The sequence below is a fragment of the Clostridium ganghwense genome (genome assembly GCF_026735165.1).
Lineage (GTDB): Bacteria > Bacillota > Clostridia > Clostridiales > Clostridiaceae > Clostridium_H > Clostridium_H ganghwense.
This window is the reverse complement of sequence record NZ_JAPQES010000001.1, coordinates 1,358,759-1,376,302: the sequence shown is the minus strand read 5'-3', so window position 1 is coordinate 1,376,302 and position 17,544 is coordinate 1,358,759. Positions and strand designations below refer to the sequence as shown.

The following is a 17,544-nucleotide window of genomic DNA, read 5'->3' as shown; positions in this document are numbered from 1 at the left end:
GAAATTAATAAATATAATAAAAAATTTAGAAAAATCTGAAAAAGGTGGTGTAAACTGAAACGAAACAAGTAGAAAGGTGTGAAAATATGAAGAAACTCGGTATAAAAAATACCAAGAAAAATAGTTTGTATACTAAGATTCTAGCACTAATGATTACTTCTATTTTAGTGCCTGTACTTTTGATTTCCGCTATTAGTTATTACACTTTGAGCAGTACTATAAGAGAAGAGTTTAGAGAAGTAACTAGCAAAAGTGTAGATAAGATTGTTGAAGTTATAAAGAGTACAGACAAAGTTAATAAGGAATCGGCAGAAATGCTTTCACTTAATCCAAATGCTAAAACTATTATAGAGAGTCCAGCTAATGAGGCATGGCTTAGAAAGAGTCTTGATTCATTTGTAAAGACACATAAGGATGTTTTAGGGGTGTACCTTGGAACAGAAGATAAAAAAATGATTATACTTCCAGAGCAAAAAATGCCGGATGGATATGATCCAACAGCAAGACCATGGTATAAGGCAGCAATAGAGAATAAGGGTAATGTAATTAGAACCAATCCGTATACAGATGCAAATAATGAAAAGCTGTATGTAGTAACATTTGCAAAAACTGTTGAAGATGCTTCAGGTAAAGTGGTTGGAGTAATAGGAATAGATTTAACTTTAGAAAATCTAAGTAAAAGTGTTCAGCAAACAACCCTTGGAGAAGAGGGATTCGCAGTAGTTCTAGATAAGGAAGGGACTATCATAGCACATAAACAAGCTGAAAAAATAGGTACTACAACTAATGAAGATAAGGCTATGCAAGAAACATTAGATTCAAACGAAATGATATTTGAAAAACAAATAGATGGTATAAGCTACATGGTATTCAAACAAAAAGAAGAATCTACAGGATATACTGTTGCGGCACTTATACCTAAAGCTGAGCTTACAAGTAAAATAATTAGCGGAGTTAAAGTTAATATTTTAGTGGCAGCAATTGCTTTAATACTAGCAATATTAATAGGAAATAAGTTTACTAAATCAACTATAATCAAACCTATTCAAAAAATCGTAGGGTGTTTAGAAGAAATGCAAAAAGGTAATTTTGCTGTAACGGTAGAAAAAGAAAGAGGATTAACTACAGAGGTAGAAACAATTATAGATGCAGTGAATAGTACAATTAATGATATTTCTGGTATTATTAAGAATATACTTAATGCATCAGAAGAATTAAAAGAAAATTCAGATTCTCTTGTATCTGTAACAGAAGAATCAAGTGCAGTTGGAGCTGAAGTTGCAAAAGCTGTACAACAAATAGCTGATGGTTCTGTTCACCAATCAGAAAAACTAAATGAGGGATCAGATGTAGCTGACAAATTAGGAGAAAAGGTTGAAGAATCTATAGAAGATTCTAATAGTATGGTTAAAGCAGCAGTAGAGGTTAAAAAAGCTAGCAGTAATGGTACTCAATTAATTTCTGAATTGACACAAGTGTTTGAAGAAAATTATCAGGCCAATATAGAAGTTGTAGGAAAAGTACAAACTTTAGCAGAAAAGTCTAAAGAAATAGGTGTAATTACAGAGGCAATCAAGAGTATAACAGAACAAACGAACCTTTTAGCTCTAAATGCCTCAATAGAAGCTGCAAGAGCAGGAGAAGCTGGACGTGGTTTCGCGGTAGTTGCTGAAGAAGTTAGAAAACTTGCAGAAGAGTCAGCAGATTCAGCTTCACAAATAGAGAAGGTAATAGGAGAAGTAAACAACAGTGTTAGTGAAGTAGCTGAAAAGCTGAATTTATCAACAGAGTTAAATGATAAAACTGCACAAAGTGTACATGTAACTAATGAAAGCTTTAAGCAAATAAAAGATTCTATAGAAACACTAGAGGCTAATATAGAAAAGGTAAGCGGTTCATTAATGGAAATTAGACAAGATAAAGACTTAGTTGTGGTGAATATTTCAGAAGCTTCAGCAGTATCTGAAGAGGCGGCTGCTACGGCAGAAGAAGTTAGTGCATCATCAGAAGAGCAAGCAGCTGGACTTCATGAAATAGTTTCAGCAGCGGAAAAGTTAAATAATCTTTCAGATCAATTGAGAACAGTAGTTGATAAATTTAAAATATAAGAATGAAAAATTAAAAAAATCTCTAAGAAACTTTTCTTAGAGATTTTTTGTTTTGTATATCCAATAAATACTATTAAAGTCGTGTTAAAATATAACGAAATTTAAAAAGTGTTAAAAATATACGAAAGATGTCGAAAGATGTATAACTGCAAATAAATTATTAGAAAGGTGTGAAAATGTAATGAAAGGAATAAAAAAGAATAGTCTACATACCAAGATTATAGCCTTAATGATTATCGCTATTTTTGTGCCTGTGCTTTTGATTTCTTCTATTAATTATTATACTTTACGAGGTACTATAAAAACTGAGTTTGAAGAGGTAACTAGTAAAAGTGTAGATAAGATTGTTGAAGTTATAAAGAGTACAGATAAAGTTAATAAGGAATCTGTAGAAATGTTTTTACTTGATCCAAATGCTAAAACTATTATGGAAAATCCCGATGGTGCAATATGGCTTAAAAAGAGACTAGATGCTTTTATAAAGACACATAAGGATATAGCATTTGTATATTTAGGAACTGAAGATAAAAGGATGATTTCATTGCCAGAAGAGGAATTTGAAGAAGGGTATGATCCAACATCAAGAGATTGGTACAAAGAAGCAGTTGAAAACAAAGGTAAAGTAATAAGAACAAATCCATATACAGATATAAATGATGATAAGTTATATGTAGTAACTTTTGCAAAAACTGTTGAAGATGCTTCAGGTAAAGTAGTTGGAGTAATAGGAATAGACTTGATGTTAGAAAATTTAAGTGAAACTGTTCAACAGACAACTCTAGGAAAAGATGGTTTTTCAATAGTTTTAGATAAAGAAGGTACCATCATAGCTCATAAACAAGCTGAAAAAATAGGTGCTACAGCTAAAGAAGATAAAGATATGCAAGATATATTAGATTCAAAGGATAAAGTGTTTGAAAAACAAATTGATGGTGTAAACTACATGGTATTCAAACAAAAAGAAGAATCTACAGGATATACTGTTGCGGCACTTATACCTAAAGCTGAACTTACAAGTAAAATAATTAAGGAAGTTAAAGTTAATGTTTTAATAGCAGTAATTGCTTTAATATTAGCAATCTTTATGGGAAATAAGTTTATTAAATCCACTATAATCAAACCTATTCAAAAAATCGTAGGATGTTTAGAAGAAATGCAAAAAGGTAATTTTGCTGTAACGGTAGAAAAAGAAAGAGGATTAACTACAGAGGTAGAAACAATTATAGATGCAGTGAATAGTACAATTAATGACATTTCTGGTATTATTAAGAATATACTTAGCGCATCAGAAGAATTAAAAGAAAATTCAGATTCGCTTGTATCTGTAACAGAAGAATCAAGTGCAGTTGGAGCTGAAGTTGCAAAAGCTGTACAACAAATAGCTGATGGTTCTGTTCACCAATCAGAAAAACTAAATGAGGGATCAGATGTAGCTGACAAATTAGGAGAAAAGGTTGAAGAATCTATAGAAGATTCTAATAGTATGGTTAAAGCAGCAGTAGAGGTTAAAAAAGCTAGCAGTAATGGTACTCAATTAATTTCTGAATTGACACAAGTGTTTGAAGAAAATTATCAGGCCAATATAGAAGTTGTAGGAAAAGTACAAACTTTAGCAGAAAAATCTAAAGAAATAGGTGCAATTACAGAAGCAATCAAGAGTATAACAGAACAAACTAACCTTTTAGCTCTAAATGCCTCAATAGAAGCTGCAAGAGCAGGAGAAGCAGGAAAAGGCTTTGCGGTAGTTGCTGAAGAAGTTAGAAAACTTGCAGAAGAGTCAGCAGATTCAGCTTCACAAATAGAGAAGGTAATAGGAGAAGTGAACAACAGTGTTAGTGAAGTAGCTGAAAAGCTGAATTTATCAACAGAGTTAAATGACAAAACTGCACAAAGTGTACAAGTAACGAATGAAAGTTTTAAGCAAATAAAAGAAGCTATGGATACACTAGAAGCTAATATAGAAAAAGTAAGTTATTCATTAATGGGAATTAAAGAAGACAAAGATTTAGTTGTAGTAAACATTTCACAAGCTTCAGCAGTGTCTCAAGAGGCAGCTGCTACAGCAGAAGAAGTTAGTGCATCATCAGAAGAGCAAGCAGCTGGACTTCATGAAATAGTTTCAGCAGCGGAAAAGTTAAATAATCTTTCAGATCAATTAAGAACAGTAGTTGATAAATTTAAAATATAAGGATAAAAAATCTCTAAGGAATTTTTCTTAGAGATTTTTATTTATAGTTTTAGGAGTAAAATTATTTGATAAGTTTATTTCTCCTGCTTTTATAAGAGCTGTTTTGGTTAAAAGAGGACCTATAAGCTCATATATAACTGTTGCTGATAGAATTATAGTTCTAATTGAAGAACCAAATTCAGGTATCATAGTTTCAGCTACCATTGCAAGTCCAATAGCCACCCCAGCTTGAGGAACTAAGGTTAAGCCAAGATATTTCTGAACAGTTTTAGGACATTTAGATAGCTTAGAACCTATAGCAGCTCCAATAATTTTTCCAACGAGGCGAGTTAGGATATAAGCTATTCCAACAATACCTACCTTTGTTAACATAGTTAAATTAAGTTCTACGCCTGCAATAGTGAAAAAGGCTATAAATACAGGAGGAGTAAATCTATCAATAACTGATAGAGTACGGGTGTTTGCTGGAGCAATATTAGTTATAGTAGCTCCTACCATCATACAGGATAAAAGTGGGGATATATTTAAACTAGTTGAAATTCCTATAGTAAAGAATAGGGATGCAATAGTCATACTTAATAACTGATCTTCTCCTTCGGGCTTCTTAGAAATTATGGAAAGGAGAACTCCAACAGCAAGACCAAGTAAAAGGGCATATATTATCTCAAGAAATGGGAAAAAGATAGCTTTTACCATTGAAAAGTGAGCAGTGTTATTCATTAAAGCACCAGCAACAGTAGTAGAAATACCAAAAATTATAATTCCAACTGCATCATCCATGGCAACTACAGGTAACAGTGTATTTACAACAGGACCTTTGGCTTTATACTGTTTAATTACCATTAAAGTGGCTGCGGGAGCTGTGGCAGCAGCAATAGAGCCAAGGGTTATACTAAAAGGTATGGACATTTTAAAGATAAAAATCATAACAAGATCAACCATTATAACAGCACCTAGAGCTTCAAACATTGTAATTGTGAAAATTCTTTTTCCTAAAGCCTTTAAATTTTCACAATTAAATTGACTTCCAATACTGTAAGCTATAAAACCAAGAGCAGCATCCGCAATAACAGTAAGTTTTCCAGCAGCACGACTTGGTACTAGATTAAATATAGAAGGACCAATTAAAACTCCAGCTATAAGATAACCAGTTACTTTAGGCAACTTAAAAAGAGATACTACTTTACCCATAAGCATACCAGAAAATAAAATTATTCCTAAATAATAAAGTGAATGCATCAAACCATCTTCCTTCTTAAGAATTGTTTAATCTCTTATCCCTTCAACGTAGCCTACAGGCAGAGTGAAAACAATTCCTACACCGGGTTTAGATAAATCACCTACAACTTCTCTTATACATGTGAGTGCAATTTCGACTTGTTTATCGCTTAAAACAGCAAAAATAGTTTTGTTGAAAGGTCTTTTTTCATTTAGAAGCATTCTTAGTGAGCCAAAGATAGGTAAATTTTTATTATGGTCGATTAGAACTTCTGCCATTCCATGACTATCCAGAATGGTAGCGCCGTTGATTCCTGCATTGGTAAAAGAGATGAGTAGATTGTCAAGTTTATCTACTTTGTTAAGGACAAATACCAGCAGTTTCAAAAAATCACTTCCTTAAATTTACATCTAATTTAATTATAAAACTTATGGAAGTAAATGTAAACTAAAAGAGTGGAAGTTTTTAACATCCACTCTTTTAGTATGGTCAGTCTATGTCAAATAAATCATCAATATCTTTTTCACCAGGTGAACCAAAAGCGCTTCTTGCACTTTCAGGATGCCCGTGTTTTATGTTCCTTTTTTTAAATCTGCCATCTTCTTTTTTATTATTTTGAGTGTGGTTCATTTTGTTCTTAGACATACTAAATCTCCTTATCTCTTATTACGCCTTTTGATTTATGTTTTTCCATCTCATCTTCATGGATAAGTTCTGGTTTAGAACTTCTCTTATCCATTCTTTTGCTATTTCTAGCTTTTGTTTTGCCCACTTAACTCACTCCTTAATAGATTTAAATTAAGAATTTTACTGTAATAGATTAACCAGTTTTTTTGGAGAATATGCATTGGTGAGGAAAAGTTTATTTGTGAGTATATAACTGGAAAAATGTAAATAATACTATTATTAAATATTATTTAACGGGTGATTTGATGGAATGTAAAAACCTAATTAATCTTTTAGATGAATTTAACGGACAGAATGTCTTAGCAGTTTTAAATTTAAAGCCTAAAAAAATTGTTTTTGTATATGAGGATGATTCAGAGGAGTTTGAAGAATTTGAGATAATTAAAAGCTATTTAAAAGATAGACTGCCAGATGCAGAAATAATAGGGGTTCCTATTAAGGAAATAAAGACAGAAGCTATAGAAAATATACTAAGCAGTTATAACGGTGAAGATACTGTTATAAATTTATCTGGTGGTAGTAAGCTCATGAGTTTAATTACATATCAAGCAGCTGAAAAGCATAAAATGACATCTATACTTGTTGATGTAGATCATCAATCAATTTTAAACTTAAGCAATAAAGAAGTAAGAAAACTTAACATTGAATTTAATGATTTAGAAGTGGAGGATTTTATCCAAAGCACAGGAGGAGAAATTATTTCCCATTCAACGGATGTATTTAACAGTGCAGAAGCTAAAGAGTTTGTAGATTATATTGTTGATAATTATGATTTTTGGGATAAATTAAAACCGATTCTAATAGATAATAATATTATAAAACAGGATGTATCTTTAATTGATACAGTTGTAATTAAATTGGGTAATATACACGAAGCAGATAGAATAGAATTTAAAAAATTTTTAGCTAAAATCAAAGAATTAAATTCTATTCATGTTAAGTATGAAAGTGAATATAAGCTAGTTATACAATTCAACAATCCACAAATGAAACCCTTGTTCTTTAAGGTAGGGACCTGGTTAGAAGTGCTAGTATATGAAATAGTAAAAGAAATAAAAGAAGTTGATGATGTTAAAAGTGGAGTGCAATTTTTATGGGATAATGAAGTTAGATATGTTAAAAATGAAATAGATGTATTGGCATCTGTAAATTCTCAGCTAGTATATATTTCATGTAAGGATACAGCTAAATATGATGAAGATACTTTAAATGAATTAGATGTATATTCAGAACAGTTAGGTGGAAATGATGTAAAAAAAGTACTTGTGACCACCAAAGAACCTTATAAGAGAAGTACAACTTCAAGAGCAGAAGAAATGGGAATTGATATTATTATTTTTGATGGTAATGTAGAAGAACTCAAAAATAAACTGCGTAATATTATAGTATCTTAACTAAAAAAAGGCCTAATTCAATTAGCATATTAAAGAATTAAGCCTTTAAATATTTTTAATTTTTATTTGTTTCACTTCTTAAATTTGTATTTAAACATATGAGTTTATCTTTTATATTAATACTAAATTTTGCACCAAAAGTATTACTTAGTTCATTTAAAATCATTATAATCAGCTTTAATTCCAAACTTTTCGCTAATACTTCATGGAAATTTTCTTTATCAAAGTTAATACTTATATTCAAAGGATCAAATTTATCTATAATTATTTCAAAGTCATTTTCATTACAATGATTAAGTAATTCTTTTAATAGAGTTTTTGTAATAGTTATAATCAATGAGTAATTACCCTCATATTCAAAGTCTGATTTATCAAATTTTACTTGTGAATCGCTAATTATATCTATTTTTAAAGATTTAGCTAACTGTTCTAAATTGAACTTTTCATTCTTTGAAGGAATAGTATCTAAAAAGTCGAAATATATAGAATTTATTAAATCAACATAGTAATCTACTAAATTTATATCAATCTGATTATTTTTTATTTTATTTAAAAGATTTTTTTGTAAATTGAATATAAGTCTATTAATTGTTTTGATATTATTTACATCAACTTTAATGTTTTTTAGTATATCATTGCTATAGTTCAGCATATTTTGATACATTATATTTTTCTTTTCAATCTTTTCTTTTAATTGGTCACTTTCTTTTTTCAAATTATAATATTCTAGGGCTTCTCTAATAGCAGGTAGGAATTCCTCATCATCATTCCAAGGTTTGGTTATAAATTTAAAAATTCCTGCAGAATTTACTGTTGCTAAAACCTGAGGAAGTTGAGTATAACCTGATAAAACTATTCTTATAGTATCTGGAGATATTTCTTTTACTTTTTTTAAAAGCTCCAGACCATTCATATTTGGCATTTTCATATCAGTAACTAGAACGCTTATTTCTTCACTTTCCATTATTTCTAATGCTTTTTCTCCACTGACTGCAAATAAAGCTGAATAATCCTCATCAAGTACACTTCTCTTAATTGAATTTAAAACCATTGTTTCATCATCAACAAAAAGTACTTTAACTCTATCCATAAAATTACACCCCTTTTTATTACTGATTTATTGGAAGTTTAATAGTAACTTTTGTTCCAACATTAACATTACTTTCAACTATTAGGTCACCTCTGTGCTTATTTTTTATAATGTCATAAGAAATACTTAATCCAAGTCCAGTGCCTTTTCCTATAGATTTTGTAGTGAAAAATGGATTGAAAATTTTACTCATATTTTCTTCGGGAATACCTATACCGTTGTCTTCTATTGAGCAGTAAACATATTTTTCATCATTGTAGGTATTAATCTTGAGTATTCCAAACTTATTAGAACTTTCAGGTTGCTTTTCTTTTATGGCATGAGAAGCATTAACTAACATATTAAGTAGCACCTGATTTATTTCATTTGAGTTTGCCATTACTAAAGGTATATCATTTAGGCTTGTTTCAACATTTGAAGTGTATTTAATTTCATTATTTGCAATTATTAAAGTGTTTTTTAAGCCTAAATTCATATCATATTCTTCAAATTCATCTTCAATATTTTCATGGGCAAACATCCTCAAAGTAAGTACTATTTTTCTAACTCTCTCAAGACCTACATCTGTGTCATTAAGAAGTTCTTTTAAATCTTCTAAAATAAAGTCTAACTTATTTTTCTTTTCAATTTCATTAAGAATATTTATTTCATTTATAAAATTTGAATTAGAAGAATTTTCTAAGGACGATTTAAATTCTCTATAACCAGAAATAACATTCTCAAATTTGTCTGTATATTTTTTCAGAGATCTAAAGTTACTTATGATAAAGCCTAAAGGATTATTTATTTCATGTGCTATGCCTGCTGATAATTGACCTATACTTGCCATCTTATCCTCTTGTATCAGCTGCATCTGAGTATCTTTTAGTTTTTTTAATGTATGTTTTAATTCATCATTTTTAGTATTTAATATTTGAAGTATATTTTTCTTTTCTGTAATATCATCTGTAATACCCAATAAATAAATAATTTTACCTTCATCATCCTTTACTGGAGCAATTGATACATCCCACCAGAAAGCTGTACCGTCTCTTCTCTGATGAAAATATTCTCCTTTCCATTCCTTACCTGACTTTATAGTATTCCACATGTTATTAAAAGAATCTTTTGGCTGTATATCTGGATTAAAAAGGTGAGGTGTTTTTCCAATGAGTTCATCTCTAGATTTCTTTACTACATTCTCAAATTTTTTATTTGCATAATTAATTTTACCCTTAACATCTGTTATGATAATAGCGCTGGAGGCTTGTTCTAAAGCCTTTGACAATTTTTCTATTTGCTCCAGTCTAAATTTGTGTTCTGTAATGTTTCTAATAATACTAAAAAAAACTTTTTCATCTTCTAAATTTACTGAAAAGAATTTTACTTCTACATAGAAACTGCTTCCATCTTTTCTGTAATTAATTGCCTGAAACTCAATTGCACCTTCTGATGTGTTTTCGATTTGATAGCTTGTTAAGTTGTTAGTTTTACTTCTGCGAAGGTCTAAAAGGGTTAATTTTTTCATTTCGTCCAAAGTATATCCGTATTCATTTAATGCGGCTTTATTGGCATCAATTATCTTTCCTTCACTGCTAACTTCTAAAATCATATATATATCGTTGTTGAAAAGTTTCTTGTATTTTAGGGCTTCTATGGAATAAGTTCTTACTTCATTAATGTCATTTATGTTCATATGTTATCCTCCTGAATATACAGTAAAAGATTGTTTTGAAAAAGTGTACAATTCAAAATTTTCTGAAATATTTATGCGTGATTTATATACAGATTATTAAAATAGATGGCGTAGACTTTCTTAAATTATTTTTATTTAATTTTTTTATTAAGTTAGTATTCTTTCTGATACTTCTGTGTCATATCAGAAGAAAATAAGGTGACACATTAAAGAAATATATTATGTCCAATCTAATACGACATAAATATAACAAAACTATATTTAAACAAAAAGTATTAAAAATTATAATTAAAGTGTTTATCTTTATATATAATATTTCGATTATTTTTATAAAAAATTAAGTGAAAAAGTAATAATAAGTAATTTAGTACAGTACAAAAAGCCTTAAGCTTTTTTGAAAACAAAAGGCAGTGATTTTTTACTTGAGATTTGGGAATATTACTTTAAGAGCTCATAAATATTTTCGGGAATAGGAGAATTGCCTAGGAGAGCATTTTCTAGTTTTTCGAAGTCATAATTTCTTTGAGCGTAATTATTAAACAAATCTTCCTTTTTATTTGAATAAGTCAAATTTGATTTTTGAGATGTTTTTTTCTCTAAAATTTTATTTAAAGATGTATGTATAGAAGTTGCATTCTTTGAAATTCCAATTAACTCATATATATTGCTTATAGATCCTCTTCTTTTTATTTTGATTAAACCAGTCTTAACTAGTTCTTTTAAACTTCTTTGAATTGTTCTAACACTTCTATTTAATCTATCTGCTAAAGTTTTTTGAGATGGATAGCAGGTAGTTTTTCCATTAAAGCAATAGCTTTTTAAAAGACAGTATAATTTAAAAGCTTGTCCACTTATATCATAATTAAAAAGTTCATTTTCTATCATTGTAAAATTAGTCATATTAATCCCCTCCAGTTAGTAAATATGCAGTTATGGGAAAAAGTGGACAGTAAAAATAAAAAAATTATATTTTAAAATACCAAAGGAGTATTTACTAATTTCTTCCAATGTATTATAATGGAATAAAATGGAAAGAGAATATAATATAATATATTCCGTTGTAATACATCAAATATTCAGGGGGGGAACGCTTAATGGGAAAGAACAACATAGTAGATTCTTTTAATGTACAAGTAATTGATGACGGATATGCAGATACTAAATCTAAGTCAGAAGATTCTGAGATGTTTATAACGCCTTCATATGTTACTGGATGGAGACCATTTTATGATAAGGATAGTGACTTAAATGAAATCAAAAAAAGCAAGCTGAGCAGAATAGAAGTTGAGGTAAATGCTTCAAAGTATCTAGTTGGAGAATGCGCTGTGAAGCAAGATAGAAACATGCAGTGGAATGGAGCAGCGGACAAGCATAATGACACATCCTTTGATATATTATTGAAGACACACCTAAGCTTAATGGCAAAAAAACCTATGAGTGCAGTAAAGCTTGTAATGGGACTTCCAGTAAAGGCAAGCCTAGATAAGGACAGAATTGAAAAAATGAGAGCAAAGGTAATTAGACAACATAGTTTAGCTATGAAGCTTTATGGACAAAAGGATTTTCAAAATAAAATTATAAAGGTAGAGGACTTAATTATAAAAGCTCAGCCTCATGGAACTTTATGTGATTTGATACTAGATAAAAATGGAAATATTTCTAATAAAGATATGGCTAGAAAGGTAAATGCTATATCTGATATTGGAGGTAAAACTCACAACTTGTATTTGGTTGATGCCCTAGAGCCTCTTTCAGACTTCTGTGAAACAAAAAACAGTGGAATGTATACGGCTTATATGTGGGTGAAAGATTACATAGAGCAGGAATTACATTTTAATGTTGGAGATGGACAAATACAATATATAGTAGCAGCAGGTCAAATAAAAGGATATGATTTAACTCCAGTTATTCAAAAGGCATATAAAAGTTTAGCTAGAAAAATTATTTTAGAGATACAGACAGTCTGGGAAAGTGCTTTTCCTTTCATCGAGAATATTATATTCACAGGGGGAGGAGCTACTGTACTTAAGCCTTATCTTGAGGAAGAATTTAAGAATGCAATATATTTAAACAGAACACAAAATCCATCAGGCTTATTTAAGCAAGGCGTTAGAAAGTGGAAGAGAAATGTAGGTTAAGAGAGGAGGGGAATTATGAATATTTCTTTTTGGAAAGGATGTAGAAACAAAAAGGATGGCAAACTACTAATTATTGAGAACATTAAGTTCACAGGGAAGGGAACTGCTGTACTTAAGCCCTATCCAGAGAAAGAACTCCACAACATAGTATATTTAAATAGACCACAAAAGCCTTGGGACTTGTTTAAACAAAGTGTAAAAATATGGAAAAACATAGGGTGAGAGAGGAGGGGAATTATGCAGATTTCTTTATATATAGGCCGTAGAAAGAAAAAGGACAAAATAGTAGATGACGAGTTATTAAAGTATATTGAAGGTGATAGAAGCGACAGAATAAAGGATTTAATATTAAAAGGTTTAATATTCGAAGGTAGGAAAGATATAGATGATAAGTTGTTAGATATGAGATATTTGTATAATGGAAATATTACAGCTGCAGCAGCTCTGGAAGTAAATCATGTGCCAGTACAACGACAAGTGCAACCACAACCACAAGTACAACCACAAGTACAACCAACTCCAGTTAAACCTATAACTCAAGTACAAGATAAGCCTGACTTTAAGGGGATAAAAATAAAAAGAAAATCTATAGTTGATGAAGACTTAGAAAGTAGAATTTAAGAAAAGTGCGACGCACTTTTCTTTTTTTGTGAGTATTTTTTGACTTTTGCATATTTACTATGTGAAAGGAGTTGATGATAATGGCAAAATCAACAAATATTAAAAGTACATTGATAATAAGATATCATGCAGGGCAGGATGAGAAGGGAAAGGAAATCTATAAAAATCAGAGGATAAATAAAGTGAAGCCTGCAGCTGGTGATGATGATGTTTTTGCAGTAGCTACAGTTTTATCAAAATTCTTAGATGATCCTGTTGTTGAAGTTTTTAGACAAAATGATAACTTAATAGCAAATGAATAATCATTGAGAATAATTAAAAGGAGGTAGTGATATGGGAAAAACATTAGTAATGAATTTTTTAACTTCTGGAGGAAAAAAGACATCTTTAAGTTTTAAAAATGTAAAGGATGATTTAAAGCCTACAGATGTATCTAATGCTATGGATACAATAATTGAGAAAAACATTTTTATGACATCAAGCGGAGAATTAAAGATTAAAGATTCTGCTCAGGTAGTAGATAAGGTTATACAAGAATTGGATATATAATAAAAGAGCTGCATTTTCACAATGCAGCTCTTTTCCTATATACAATTTATTTTTTTGTAATCAAGCAAATACTTTGACTTGAGATTCCTTCACCGTTTCCTGTAAAACCTAGACCTTCTTCTGTAGTCGCTTTTATGTTTAGTCTATTTTCATCAATTTCTAATGTGTTTGATATCTTTTTTATCATAGAAGATATGTGTGGAGCCATCTTTGGCTTTTGAGCTATTATAGTTGCATCTATGTTAACAATTTTGTAGCCTTCTTCAGCTAATAAATTCCTTACTTCTTTTAGCAGTACAAGACTTGATATGCCTTTATATTTATGGCTAGTGTCAGGAAAGTGTTTTCCTATATCTCCAAGAGCTGCAGCTCCAAGCAAACTATCCATTATTGCATGAATAAGAACATCAGCATCAGAATGACCAAGCAGACCCAGGGGATTAGGAATTTCCACTCCACCTAAAATAAGCTTTCTATTTTCAACTAATTTATGTACATCATATCCCATTCCTACTCTCATATATATTCCTCCCAAGTATATTACTTTTAATATAAAAGTTATATCAAAAAATATTAATTTTTAGTAATAACTAAAGATAGAGTATTAATTATTACTAAATGGTTACTACATTTCATATAACTAATTATATTAGAATACACATGTCCATAGCAACAAAAAAACAAACTGCTACAAGCAGCTTGAAAGCTATAGCCAGTGTTTATATTTTGGATCAGCTTTTTTCATATACTTTTTATTTGAGGACATATTAAATATAGATTTAAATTTATCAATCAGTTCCTCAAGGTAAGACTTTTGATGTTTTACAATTTTTACTTCCCTATTCTTTGTGTCAGATTTAGCTTTTCTAGAGGCTTTCTTAAAATCAACATATATTACTTTATTATTCATATAGTCACCTCTCATTATAAATAAATTAGGCTAATCTTAATTAAATTATACCATAAAAACGATTACAAATAACTATAAATTGGAAAAATTCTGATTATTTACAGTTATTCTGTTTATACTATTAATATTACTCATTTGTTAAAAATTATGCACATTAATCCTAAAATAGTTATAGGATTAATGTACAAAAGATGAATTAAAGGATTAGTGAAATGATTTTTGTAAAGTAATGTTCTAATATAGTATATTGAAATAGATTAAATAATGTTAATATAAATTAGAATTTGGATATGAAATATTTATTAAAAATCAGAAAAAAATTAAAGTAGATATTAAACTTTTATATAAAAATATCAAGTTATGCACAAGTTGTCCACAAAATTGTGGATAATGTGTATAATATACAGGGGAAATGTGCTGAATTTTCAGTCAATTCTCGCAAAATGTAATAGAATATACTATAAAATAATAGAATTCAACATAAAATGCACAAGTTATCCACAGGTAAAATGTGGATAATGTGAATAAGTGGTAATTTTAAGCAATATCTAATATTAAATAATAGATATAGTTAAAATAAATTATAATAAATTATAAAAAATGTTAAAATAATACAAAATAACATAAATATATTAACATCCAGTTAACAACAAACTAACAAGTTATACACAGGCAATTGTGGAAAATGTGCATAACTTGTCTTAAATTAAATTATTTTTTCAGTTTGTGCAAGAAAATAAAACTCTGTTTGCTTATTTTCTTCACTAATTACTCCGTATTCAAAATTGTGAAGGTTTAAAATTTCACTGCAAATAGGGAGTCCAAGACCTATACCACCGCTTTTAGTATGTTTATAGTATTTATTCCATATATTATTTAACATATTTTTAGATATTCCCATACCTCTGTTTATAACTGAAACTTTTATTCTTTTATCCACAAAAGCTGTGCACACTGTAACTGTTTCATTTTTGGGACTAAATTTTAAAGCGTTATCTACAAAATTATATATAACTCTTAAAAGATAATGTCTATCACCATATATCTCAACATTATTAGCATCTAAAACTAAAGAAATATTTTTTTCATTAGCTATAGGTTTAAATTTATCTATACATTCATTAAGAAGGTCTTTTATATTGAAATATTCTTTATTTAAAGGAAGTTTTCCACTTTGAAGTTTTGAAAGTTCCATTATTTCTATTACTAATTTATTAAGTCTATCAACTTCATTTATAATTTCTTCAGCATAGCTTTTGGCTTCTTCGTCACTAACTATTCCGTCTTTTATGGCTTCACTATAGCTTCTCATAACACTCAAAGGGGTCTTAAAGTCATGTGAAACATTTGCAATAAAGTCTCTTTGAAGATCATATTTTTTTTGTAGACTAGTTGCCATAGATTCTAGGCTATGTGCTAAATCTTCAATTTCATCTTGAGTATTTATATCTATTTTAGTATTAAAATTTCCTCCAGCAATTTCTTGTGAGGTTTTCTGCAGTTTTAATATAGGGTGAGTAAACTTTTTCCCTACATAAGATATTAAAGGAATACATAAGACTAAAGCTAAAATAAAAATTGTAAGCAGTATTATATAAATTAGTTTTAGATATTCTGAGCTGTATTTGCTGTTTTGAAAAGTTAAAATATCACCAAATTCGGTAGAAAGCTTATAGTATAAAAAACTCTGGTTTCCCATGTTTTTAAAACTTCCTTGTTGGGGCAATGTATTAAAGTCTATATGTCTAAGAGAATTAATCATTCCCATTTTTTTTCTACCAAGAGATATTATTTTATTATCTTTAATAATAATTGCGTTAATGGATACATCTTCATAGAAATAACCTTCCTTAAGAGAGGAATAAATCTCTTCGGCAGAACTTTTTAATAGCTTAAATTGACTATTTTTATGAAATTGAGATAAAAATACACTACTACCTATAAAGCAAATAAAAATAATGACACTTAGGATAGAGACAAAGTATTTAATTAGTTTTAAAGTAATCTTATCTAGCTTCATATTGGGACCTCCAATTTGTACCCAACTCCCCAAATGGTTTTTATATTATTACTGCAAAAATTAACTTTTTCTCTCAAGTTTTTAACATGGGTATCTACAGTTCTAGTATCTCCCATAAAGTCATATCCCCATACCTTATCAAGAAGCTGTTCTCTTTTGAAAACTTGATTTGGATTTTTACATAGGAATAGTAAAAGATCAAATTCTTTTGGTGTTAGGTTTATAGGAATAGAGTTTTCTATTACTTCTCTTTTTTTATCATCAATACTCATACTTTCAAAGTCAAGACCTTCATTTTTAAATGTAGGCTTATTCTTAATTCTTAAATTTACTCTAAGAACAAGTTCTCTCATACTTAGAGGTTTAACCATATAATCATCTGCTCCAAGTTCTAGACCAAATATTCTATCTTCTTCTTCACCACGAGCTGTTGTTAATATTACAGGAGTATCCTCTTTGCTTTTAATCTTACGAAGTAGTGACCACCCATCACGTCCGGGCATCATTACATCAAGAATAATAAGGTCAAAATTTTCATTTTGAAAAATTTTTTCGCCTTCTAAGCCATCAAAAACAGTGGTAACATCATAACCTTCTTTTTTTAAGTATAAAGCCATTACTCCAGCAAGCTTCTTTTCATCTTCTACAATAAGAATTTTCTTTTCCATACTCAAACCCATCCTTATATTTTGATGATTTTAGTATATCATATATAAATTATATAACTCCATATGATAGAATTTACAACTTTGATACGACTTAAATAAAATTTTGAAATGACTAAATATTATAATTATAGACATTTCAAACATAGAAAATGTATAGAATATTTTAATTATAAACTATTTAAGGAAAAATTAAGAAAATTATAATATGGAACTAAGATTAACCATGTATTATATAAAAGAATAAAAAACATTATGATATTCCCATTATTATTGAATA

At 29.3% G+C, this 17,544-nt stretch carries 19 protein-coding genes; 8 read left to right on the top strand and 11 right to left on the bottom strand.

Annotated elements, in window-relative coordinates; genetic code table 11:
- The first annotated feature begins 86 nt into the window (after window positions 1–86).
- Both OXH55_RS06260 and OXH55_RS06255 read left to right on the top strand, forming a co-directional pair.
- Window positions 87–2,108 carry a methyl-accepting chemotaxis protein gene (locus OXH55_RS06260; protein ID WP_268048900.1) on the top strand — a complete coding sequence of 674 codons (2,022 nt, stop codon included), beginning with the start codon at window positions 87–89 and terminating at the stop codon, window positions 2,106–2,108.
- A gap of 181 nt (window positions 2,109–2,289) precedes the next feature.
- The gene (locus OXH55_RS06255) at window positions 2,290–4,296 is read left to right on the top strand and encodes a methyl-accepting chemotaxis protein (RefSeq protein ID WP_268048898.1); all 2,007 of its coding nucleotides are present in this window, start codon (window positions 2,290–2,292) and stop codon (window positions 4,294–4,296) included.
- Between the two features lie 27 nt (window positions 4,297–4,323).
- Here OXH55_RS06255 and OXH55_RS06250 read toward each other — a convergent pair whose 3' ends face one another.
- From OXH55_RS06250 to OXH55_RS06235, 4 genes are all read right to left on the bottom strand, one after another.
- On the bottom strand, window positions 4,324–5,535 hold the full coding sequence (locus OXH55_RS06250; protein ID WP_268048896.1) for a cation:proton antiporter: 1,212 nt from the start codon (window positions 5,533–5,535) through the stop codon (window positions 4,324–4,326).
- A 27-nt stretch (window positions 5,536–5,562) separates the two neighbouring features.
- Window positions 5,563–5,901: a hypothetical protein gene (locus OXH55_RS06245; protein WP_268048895.1), complete on the bottom strand. Its 339-nt coding sequence runs from the start codon at window positions 5,899–5,901 to the stop codon at window positions 5,563–5,565.
- 103 nt (window positions 5,902–6,004) lie between these two features.
- Window positions 6,005–6,160, bottom strand: a complete 156-nt coding sequence (locus OXH55_RS06240) for a CPC_1213 family protein (RefSeq protein WP_268048894.1) — start codon at window positions 6,158–6,160, stop codon at window positions 6,005–6,007.
- 1 nt (window position 6,161) lies between these two features.
- Window positions 6,162–6,287 carry a hypothetical protein gene (locus OXH55_RS06235; protein WP_268048892.1) on the bottom strand — a complete coding sequence of 42 codons (126 nt, stop codon included), beginning with the start codon at window positions 6,285–6,287 and terminating at the stop codon, window positions 6,162–6,164.
- Window positions 6,288–6,447: 160 nt separating this feature from the next.
- Between OXH55_RS06235 and OXH55_RS06230 the strand changes: the two genes are divergently transcribed.
- Entirely contained in the window at window positions 6,448–7,596 is a 1,149-nt protein-coding gene (locus OXH55_RS06230; protein WP_268048890.1) for a Card1-like endonuclease domain-containing protein, read from the top strand.
- A 55-nt stretch (window positions 7,597–7,651) separates the two neighbouring features.
- On the opposite strand, the gene OXH55_RS06225 is transcribed toward OXH55_RS06230, so the two are convergent.
- The 3 genes from OXH55_RS06225 to OXH55_RS06215 all read right to left on the bottom strand — a co-directional run bounded on the left by OXH55_RS06225 (window position 7,652) and on the right by OXH55_RS06215 (window position 11,261).
- Window positions 7,652–8,686 carry a response regulator gene (locus tag OXH55_RS06225; RefSeq protein WP_268048888.1) on the bottom strand — a complete coding sequence of 345 codons (1,035 nt, stop codon included), beginning with the start codon at window positions 8,684–8,686 and terminating at the stop codon, window positions 7,652–7,654.
- Between the two features lie 19 nt (window positions 8,687–8,705).
- The gene (locus OXH55_RS06220; protein ID WP_268048886.1) at window positions 8,706–10,361 is read right to left on the bottom strand and encodes a PAS domain-containing sensor histidine kinase; all 1,656 of its coding nucleotides are present in this window, start codon (window positions 10,359–10,361) and stop codon (window positions 8,706–8,708) included.
- A 438-nt stretch (window positions 10,362–10,799) separates the two neighbouring features.
- Window positions 10,800–11,261: a helix-turn-helix domain-containing protein gene (locus OXH55_RS06215; RefSeq protein WP_268048885.1), complete on the bottom strand. Its 462-nt coding sequence runs from the start codon at window positions 11,259–11,261 to the stop codon at window positions 10,800–10,802.
- 194 nt (window positions 11,262–11,455) lie between these two features.
- Here OXH55_RS06215 and OXH55_RS06210 point away from each other — a divergent pair, with 194 nt between their 5' ends.
- The 5 genes from OXH55_RS06210 (at window position 11,456) to OXH55_RS06190 (ending at window position 13,669) form a co-directional block, all read left to right on the top strand.
- Window positions 11,456–12,499, top strand: a complete 1,044-nt coding sequence (locus tag OXH55_RS06210; protein WP_268048883.1) for a ParM/StbA family protein — start codon at window positions 11,456–11,458, stop codon at window positions 12,497–12,499.
- A 15-nt stretch (window positions 12,500–12,514) separates the two neighbouring features.
- Window positions 12,515–12,721, top strand: coding sequence for a hypothetical protein (locus OXH55_RS06205; protein ID WP_268048881.1), 207 nt, complete (start codon window positions 12,515–12,517; stop codon window positions 12,719–12,721).
- A gap of 15 nt (window positions 12,722–12,736) precedes the next feature.
- Entirely contained in the window at window positions 12,737–13,120 is a 384-nt protein-coding gene (locus OXH55_RS06200; protein ID WP_268048879.1) for a hypothetical protein, read from the top strand.
- Window positions 13,121–13,200: 80 nt separating this feature from the next.
- Window positions 13,201–13,422, top strand: coding sequence for a DUF1659 domain-containing protein (locus OXH55_RS06195; protein ID WP_268048878.1), 222 nt, complete (start codon window positions 13,201–13,203; stop codon window positions 13,420–13,422).
- Window positions 13,423–13,453: 31 nt separating this feature from the next.
- Complete coding sequence (locus tag OXH55_RS06190; protein WP_268048876.1) at window positions 13,454–13,669, top strand: DUF2922 domain-containing protein; 216 nt, start codon at window positions 13,454–13,456, stop codon at window positions 13,667–13,669.
- 46 nt (window positions 13,670–13,715) lie between these two features.
- Here OXH55_RS06190 and ispF read toward each other — a convergent pair whose 3' ends face one another.
- The 4 genes from ispF to OXH55_RS06170 form a co-directional block, all read right to left on the bottom strand.
- Complete coding sequence (gene ispF, locus OXH55_RS06185; RefSeq protein WP_268048874.1) at window positions 13,716–14,189, bottom strand: 2-C-methyl-D-erythritol 2,4-cyclodiphosphate synthase; 474 nt, start codon at window positions 14,187–14,189, stop codon at window positions 13,716–13,718.
- 186 nt (window positions 14,190–14,375) lie between these two features.
- Complete coding sequence (locus OXH55_RS06180; protein WP_268048872.1) at window positions 14,376–14,579, bottom strand: hypothetical protein; 204 nt, start codon at window positions 14,577–14,579, stop codon at window positions 14,376–14,378.
- A gap of 706 nt (window positions 14,580–15,285) precedes the next feature.
- Complete coding sequence (locus OXH55_RS06175; RefSeq protein ID WP_268048870.1) at window positions 15,286–16,599, bottom strand: sensor histidine kinase; 1,314 nt, start codon at window positions 16,597–16,599, stop codon at window positions 15,286–15,288.
- Window positions 16,596–17,267, bottom strand: coding sequence for a response regulator transcription factor (locus tag OXH55_RS06170; RefSeq protein ID WP_268048869.1), 672 nt, complete (start codon window positions 17,265–17,267; stop codon window positions 16,596–16,598). Before OXH55_RS06170 ends, OXH55_RS06175 begins: the two co-directional genes overlap by 4 nt.
- Between the last annotated feature and the right edge of the window lie 277 nt (window positions 17,268–17,544).